Raw genomic sequence first — 6610 nt, 5'->3', positions numbered from 1 at the left:
GGGAAGATGAAGTATATGAAACAGATGCATATTTCCATCCATCAAGCAGCTTCTTATGTCATTGGCAGACGCGGCATGAATCTGAAGGAGCAGGTGCCAAAAGTGTTGCAAACCTATACAGAACGTAAGGATGGGGAGCACCACTGGAAACAATGGAGTGTTTTGACAAAAGCCTTCAAAGTGCTTCGTCCGCACGTATTCTATCATGTATCGGGCCAATCTTATCCATTATTCAATAAAGAGATTTGTAACGATGGGCTGACACAAGCAGAACGTGATAGTTTGCAGAAGTATGTACCAAAAATTTGGTTAGAAGAAAGGGAAACCTGACTTCGTTTAGAATGGCATCATCTGTTCTTGCATCACCATCATTTTGCCGCAAAGGCCAGAGGATTGAGCTCCAGAACGGTAGGTGCATTGGTGCAAGAACATTGCAACACGTATAGGGTGAAAAAAGAGAAGCAACTATCACTACTTGTATGAGACAAGGTCACCTCGGTGACTTTGTCACGTGCAAGGAAGTGTGAGCTCTCCCTATTTGCCCTATGAGAAGCCTGTTGAACGGCTCTGTATTTCGCTTCCTAGGAAGACAATACAGAATCTCCCACCTCAAGGAGCGTTAGCGAGTAGGTGGGGGTAGTTCAATATGGAATTTCAACAGTAATTGAATTTGGCCACGGTCATTGTAAACACTTGGATAATACTGTTATAAATAATATATACACTATTAAAGTAGAGGAGTGTTCACATTGAAACCAAAAGTATACATTACGAGAAAAATTCCAAATGAAATTGTTTCTAAAATCGAGGCAGTATGTGAAGTGCGAATGTGGCAGGAGGAAGAGAAGCCTGTACCACGCGAAGTGCTGGAAAAGGAGATTGCAGACGTTGATGGACTCTTTTGTTTACTGACAGAATCGATTGATCAGGCATTGCTTGATCGGGCACATGCTTTGAAAGTAATTAGCAACATGGCTGTAGGTTATAACAACATTGATGTTGAGGCTGCCAAGAAAAGGGGAATTAGGGTTACTAATACTCCAGGAGTTCTGACTGAGACGACTGCTGATTTAACATTTGCTTTACTGATGTCGACAGCTCGCAGATTAGTAGAATCAACAGAGTACCTAAGAAGCGGGAAATGGGAAACGTGGTCTCCTCTGCAACTGGCAGGGCAAGATATATATGGAGCTACCCTTGGAATTATCGGGATGGGGAGAATCGGTGAAGCGCTAGCACGCAGAGCTAAGGGCTTTAATATGAATATTCTCTATTATAATCGCAGCCGCAAGCCAGTGGTAGAAAAGGAGCTAGGCCTGCAGTATACAGAAATGGACGAGCTGCTGCAAGAAGCAGACTTTGTTTGTATTATGACGCCATATACGCCTGAAACAAACAATCTGATTGGTGAACGAGAATTATCGCTTATGAAAAACACTTCTATTCTTATTAATACTGCACGTGGCGGAATCGTAAATGAAGATGCTCTATATCATGCCTTGAAAAATGGAGTTATTTGGGCGGCTGGACTTGATGTATTTGAAAAAGAACCTGTACCATTAGATCACCCGCTCCTTACTTTGCCAAACGTTGTAACCCTTCCGCACATTGGCAGTGCAAGTATTAAAACAAGAATGAAGATGGCGGAATTGGCGGCAGAGAATTTGCTTGCAGCTATAAGAAACGAGACTCCAAAGCATCTAGTAGTGTAAGTCTTATATTTAGGATTTGTTAATGTTTATTGTTGAAATTGAAATAAGAGCCATCAGTAATTATTGATGGCTCTTTTCTTGCTATTCAACCATTTAAACTTTGTTTTTTTATCTAACCAGAACTAATTAAGGAACTATCACGTATTTAAAACTGGAAATTATTTTCTCTTAGGAAGGAAAATAATCACCCTGCTTTTCCGACCGTTCGTTTTTTCACCTGTTTATTGAGCAGTTGAAAAAGAACAGGCAGGAAGCTAAGAATAAGAATGACCCGCAAGACCTGAACAGCTACGACAAAGGCGGCATCCGCGTGCAGGGTAAGCGATGTTGTTGCCATTTCTGCAATGCCGCCTGGTGCAAGCGCTAAGGTAGCCGTTACAAATGAAATATTGGTCCATCTGGAGATGAGAAACGCACATAGTATAGTTGTACAGACAAGACTGATTGAGCTCAGTAAGCCGACCATACAAACCCGTACTGCTCCCTTAAACATCTTGCGATTGAGGCGAGAACCAATGCTTGCGCCGAGTAAAATTTGCGCGAGTGTAATGCCTTGATGCGGCCACCATGCAGCAGCATTTCCTCCTGTATACAATCCTAAACATGTTTGGAGCGCAGCTACACCGAGCATTCCGCCAACTAACCACGGAGCCGGCAGCTTTAGGAATTTGCCAATATGATAGCCGATCCATGCCGTGAGGAGCAACGCTTGTGTCCATAGAAAGGATATGGAGCTCAAAGGAGTCATAATTGCATGTTGGGCGCTTTGTTCTATGACTTTGTCAGAGCTTAAGTAAAAAGAAAACAGAGGGATTGTGCAGACGACAAGAAGCACACGAGTAGTTTGGACAATACTGACCGTGGCCGTATTGGCGCCGAGTTCAGCCGCTATGCCGGGCATGGCAGACAAGCCTCCTGGTGTGGCGCTAAGGAAGCTCGTCATTAAGCTTTCCTTTGTGAAGCGAAGTAAAATAAGCCCTGAAAGCAATGCAAATATCGTTGATAAAATGAGCATAATAACAATTACAATCCAGTGATTTTGGAATGTCTGGAGCACTGCTGCATTTACCTTCTGTCCAAGCTCAATTCCTAATATATATTGTCCGATGTATCCCCAATAGGCATGGATGTCTTTTGTTGATGTGCTTGGAAGGAGAAAGCGTGGTCTCCAAAAGGAAATAGCTCCTGCCGCTACAATTGTTCCAAGCATCCAGCCGATTGACATACCGGTGAGAGATAATAGATATCCACCTATACTGCTTACAATAATGAAGCCTGCTTGTACGATAAGTAGATTCTTCTTCATAATCACTCCTCACTTTCTTTATTTATATTGTATATCGTAACGCCGAACTAAAGAAAACTTATTGATTGGCGAGCCGTTAGGAGAAGACAGAGGCGGAGTGGCACTTATACTTTATCCCTAAAATGTCTCGCTACGTTGAACGGTCTCCCAGCTAGAAATTTATGCTTTCTTAAAGTGTGAAAAGCCCCTTAAAAAGAAAGGGGCTCATTCATCCAAGTATCCATCTTACTTACCGTAATGCTGTTAGAGCGGAACAACTCCCGTAATAATTGCGACAAGAAGCATAAAGAGTGAAGTTCCGATTGCCCATTTTAAGGTAAATCTTTGATGGTCGCCGAAGTCTACCTTTGCCATACCAACCAATAGGTATGTAGATGCTACAAGCGGGCTAAGTAAGTGAACCGGCTGCCCGATTAGAGAGGCTCTTCCCATTTCCGCAGCACTGATTCCATAGCTGGCAGCCGCCTTGGAGAGAATAGGAAGAACACCGAAATAAAAGGCGTCGTTTGACATGAAAAATGTAAATGGCATGCTGATAAGCGCTGTAATAATTGGAAGATGCGGTCCAAGTGCATCTGGAATTAAGGATACGAGACCGTTAGCCATTGCATCTACCATCTTTGTTCCAGATAAAATTCCTGTAAAAATACCTGCCGCAAATACGAGTGAGACAACTGCTAGTACATTGCCTGCATGAGAAGCAATTCGCTCTTTTTGTTGTTCTAAGTTTGGATAGTTAATCATAACAGCGATTGCAAATGCAACCATAAAGAGAATCGGAAGCGGCATCACTTCTTTAATGAGACAAACCATAAGAATAACAGTGAGCACAAAGTTTACCAGCAATAGCTTCGGACGTTTATAGTGCATGGAGTCCATAGCTGCAACTGCCAGCTCATCCATAGGAGAATTTCCTAGTGCAAAGGTCTCCAATTGGATAATTCCTAATCTGTTGCGTTCTTTCTTTCCGAGGATGTACGCGGCGAAAATAACCCAGGCTGCGCCGCCAATCATTGCTGGAATCAGCGGTGTAAACACTTGAGAAGCATCTAAGTGGAGTGCGCTCATTACGCGAGCTGTCGGACCGCCCCACGGGATAATATTCATAACGCCGCTTCCAAGCATAACAACTCCGGCTAGGATGAGCGGACTCATGCCAAGATACGTATAAAGAGGAAGCATAGCTGAGATTGTAATCATATAGGTTGTTGTTCCATCGCCGTCTAATGAAACAAGCAGGGCTAAGATAGCGGTTCCGATTACAATTTTCAAGGGATCTCCTTTTACTATTTTTAATAATTTGGAAATCACTGGATCAAACAAGCCGCTGTCAATCATAATTCCAAAGTACAAAATAGCAAATGTCAGCATAATCCCGGTAGGAGCCAACTTTTGGACTCCTTCTAGCATCATCGCTCCTAAATTGGAGGAGAACCCTCCAATTACGGCAAATAGCACGGGTATAAGCATTAAAGCAATAAGTGCTGACATTCGTCTTGTCATAATTAAAAACATAAACACGAAAATCATTGCAAATCCCAACACAGCCAACATATTATAACCCCTTCCCCTTTTTGTTTACGCTTTCAAAACATGGAAATGTAAATAACAAACTCATTAAAGTGATAATAAGTCATAATAGAGAATTGGTAAATAATTAGAAAAATAACTTTATTAAAGGCATTTTCTTCATTTTGATCATTTTGTTCACCGTTTTTTTGAGAATTACGCAGGAATTCATGAACACAATAAACACAATCCTTTTTAAGCAATCAATACAGCTTATTACAACAATGGTTACTAAAAGAAAGCGCTGTTATAAAATGTGGGCAAATACAAAGAGTATTTATTTTCTGTAATGGAAAAACCTATGCAATAACCCTTCTTCCTCCTACTGTTCTAAGAATTGGTTCTTGCCAAGTAGTATGGAGCAATAAGAGAGGGAGCAAGCGGCTGTTGATGAGGCCTTATATTTACAATGAAAAGGATGGGATTGAAAATGGGAGCATTGATGGAAAACATGTATCACCCGCATGAAGAAAGCTTGCAGAAGAGACCTAATTTACAGCAGGTAACGACAGAACAAGCATCCATTCCTTGCAGCGCGGTAGAAACCGTATATAGTCCTTGCTGCGGCAAAGTAGAGAAGGTTTTCGTCAACGAAGAATCTTATATATATGAATGGGAGAAGCTCCTCACGATCCGCACGGAGGATGGCGGGACAGAGGAGGTTGCAATAGGCGTTAGCGGCAATATCGCTTCTGTAGAGGTGGAGCCAGGAGAAGAAGTAAACATAAATACAGTACTATGTAAGGTAGCGGATGATTTGAAGATTACTGGATGTGATTAAACAAGCAGACAGGTCGGGGCTGCTGGACAATAACAAGTCTCTTGGAATGAAGTCCCTCTCTCTTGAGTTAGGGACTTCATTCCGTTCCTCTATTCGTGTATAATGAGAAACATATGTACAAGAGTATGGAGATGGAAGTATGGCCAAAACAATTTCAGATATCGCACAAATAACAGGAGTGGCGAAGAGTACAGTATCTCGTTATTTAAACGGCGGTTCTGTCAGCGAGGCGACGAAACGGAAAATTGAGAGTGTCATAAAAGAGACTGGATATGTTCCAAATACATTCGCCCAAAGCTTAAAGGCAAAGAAAACGAATATTATCGGGACGATTGTGCCGCGTTTAGATTCATATGCTGCGTCGCAAACATTGATTGGGATTGATGAGAAGCTGAGAGAATATCAGTGTCAAATGTTAATATCAAACTCCAGTCAAGATTTAGAACGGGAAATCGAAAATATTTACAGCTTAGCGAGACAGAAGGTTGCAGGCATTATTTTGTTGGCAACGCAAATTACACCTGCTCATCTAGAGGCATTTGATAAGGTAGACATACCGGTACTGCTTGTAGGGCAGCAGCATGACGGGACGTATAGTCTTATCCATGATGATTATGGCGCAGCTTATAATATGGGGAAATATGTTCTCTCCATGGGGCATCGGAAGATTGTATTTTTAGGTGTGACAGAACAAGATATTGCAGTCGGAGTGAAAAGAAAGGCAGGTTTTCAGCAAGCTGTGCAGGAGGCGGGAAATTGCGAGGTTAAATATTATGAAACGGGCTTTGCTATTAACGCTGCGCTCGAAACAGCCTGCCGCATTATGGATGAGTATAGACCTTCTATATTTGTTTGTGCAACGGATAATATTGCGCTCGGTGTATTAAAGGCAGTTTATATGAAAGGCTTGCATGTCCCCACGGATTTATCCATTACTGGCTTTGGAGGCTATGAAGTGACTGAGATTATGCATCCGAGTTTGACGACCGCAAAGTTTTATTATAAAGAGGCAGGACAGTTAGCAGCCCAAAGCATGATGAAGCTGGTTAATGGGGAATCAATAGGGAAAATAATGGTGTCTCAGTATAAAATTATTGAAAGAGAAAGCGTTGACAAATTATAAATCGCAATCTATAATAAAAAACAGAAACCGGTTCCAATAAAACGCTTTCTTTTTTTAGGGAATGTTGGAACCGGTTCTCAAAAAGTACAAATTCTATTTTCTCGAAACCGGTATTATTA

Annotated in this window: 5 protein-coding genes and 1 pseudogene; 4 read left to right on the top strand and 2 right to left on the bottom strand. The window is 41.8% G+C overall.

Annotated elements, in window-relative coordinates:
• Positions 1-330: pseudogene (locus EP737_RS18805) on the top strand (IS200/IS605 family accessory protein TnpB-related protein); the annotation flags it as partial.
• 419 nt (positions 331-749) lie between these two features.
• Positions 750-1712 carry a 2-hydroxyacid dehydrogenase gene (locus EP737_RS18800; protein WP_129729811.1) on the top strand — a complete coding sequence of 321 codons (963 nt, stop codon included), beginning with the start codon at positions 750-752 and terminating at the stop codon, positions 1710-1712.
• A gap of 184 nt (positions 1713-1896) precedes the next feature.
• Here EP737_RS18800 and EP737_RS18795 read toward each other — a convergent pair whose 3' ends face one another.
• Together EP737_RS18795 and EP737_RS18790 are read right to left on the bottom strand one after the other, a co-directional pair.
• Positions 1897-3018 (bottom strand): AbrB family transcriptional regulator, encoded by a 1122-nt coding sequence (locus EP737_RS18795; protein WP_129729809.1) that lies wholly within the window; start codon positions 3016-3018, stop codon positions 1897-1899.
• Between the two features lie 243 nt (positions 3019-3261).
• Positions 3262-4572 carry a CitMHS family transporter gene (locus EP737_RS18790; protein ID WP_129729807.1) on the bottom strand — a complete coding sequence of 437 codons (1311 nt, stop codon included), beginning with the start codon at positions 4570-4572 and terminating at the stop codon, positions 3262-3264.
• Positions 4573-5110: 538 nt separating this feature from the next.
• Here EP737_RS18790 and EP737_RS18785 point away from each other — a divergent pair.
• Positions 5111-5368, top strand: coding sequence for a hypothetical protein (locus EP737_RS18785; RefSeq protein WP_129729819.1), 258 nt, complete (start codon positions 5111-5113; stop codon positions 5366-5368).
• Positions 5369-5507: 139 nt separating this feature from the next.
• Positions 5508-6491 carry a LacI family DNA-binding transcriptional regulator gene (locus tag EP737_RS18780; RefSeq protein ID WP_129729805.1) on the top strand — a complete coding sequence of 328 codons (984 nt, stop codon included), beginning with the start codon at positions 5508-5510 and terminating at the stop codon, positions 6489-6491.
• Positions 6492-6610: the final 119 nt, after the last annotated feature.

The organism is Ectobacillus funiculus, assembly GCF_004138295.1.
GTDB lineage: Bacteria > Bacillota > Bacilli > Bacillales > Bacillaceae_G > Ectobacillus > Ectobacillus funiculus.
The sequence above is the reverse complement of the archived record's forward strand: the minus strand, read 5'-3'. Positions and strand labels throughout refer to the sequence as shown.

Excerpts from the sequence above, each read along its gene's own strand:
- EP737_RS18795 (WP_129729809.1), bottom strand. The coding sequence starts at position 3,018 with ATGAAGAAGAATCTACTTATCGTACAAGCAGGCTTCATTATTGTAAGC.
- EP737_RS18790 (WP_129729807.1), bottom strand. The coding sequence starts at position 4,572 with ATGTTGGCTGTGTTGGGATTTGCAATGATTTTCGTGTTTATGTTTTTA.
- EP737_RS18780 (WP_129729805.1), top strand. The coding sequence starts at position 5,508 with ATGGCCAAAACAATTTCAGATATCGCACAAATAACAGGAGTGGCGAAG.